Genomic DNA, 631 nt, shown 5'->3' with positions numbered 1-631 from the left:
ACCTTGAACAGCGCATCGATCACGGTGTTGCCGGTGACCGTAATGGTCCGCGGATCAATGGTCTCGTTGACCAGGTTCAGCTGGCTCAGCGTGGTCGGAGCAAGGTGCAAACTGGCGATCTGTGACGTGATCTTGCGGTTCGCTTCCTCAGGGAACGGCGAGAAGATGTCGTAGCTTCGCAGTCCCGCCTCGGCGTGGACCACCGGGATGCCCCGGTAGAACGCGGCAATGGCGCCGGCGGTCGACGTGGTGGTGTCCCCCTGGACCACCACGGCGTCCGGCTTTTCCTTCTCAAAGATGGCATCCAGACCGTTGATGGTCTTTGTCAGCAAGGAGTTCAGGGTCTGCCGGGGCTGAATGACATCCAGGTCGTATTCCGGGGTGATGTCAAAGAGCTCGTTGACTTGGTCGAGCATCTCGCGGTGCTGGCCGGTTACGGTCACCACACAGTCGAAGAGCTCCGATTCCTGCAAGGCCTTCACAATCGGAGCCACCTTGATGGCTTCCGGGCGCGTGCCGTAAATCGGCATAATTTTCTTCACGATTACCTATCCGTTCGGGCGAGCGATGTTGGGATTACATTGACTCGGGCTTAGCGCCAGAGGCCGCGCGTATCGATAACGTCCTTGCC

General features: G+C 59.1%; 1 protein-coding gene. It reads right to left on the bottom strand.

Translation table 11 applies throughout. The features are described from left to right. Positions 1-542, bottom strand: a 542-nt coding sequence (gene wecB / locus ACIPUB_RS20100; RefSeq protein ID WP_407608998.1) for a non-hydrolyzing UDP-N-acetylglucosamine 2-epimerase, incomplete at its 3' end; no start/stop codon positions are given. Positions 543-631: the final 89 nt, after the last annotated feature.

The sequence above is a fragment of the Paeniglutamicibacter sp. ORCA_105 genome, from assembly GCF_045798545.1.
Taxonomy (GTDB): Bacteria; Actinomycetota; Actinomycetes; order Actinomycetales; family Micrococcaceae; genus Paeniglutamicibacter; species Paeniglutamicibacter sulfureus.
Note: the sequence above shows the minus strand (reverse complement) of the source record. Positions and strands in the feature narration are given on the sequence as shown.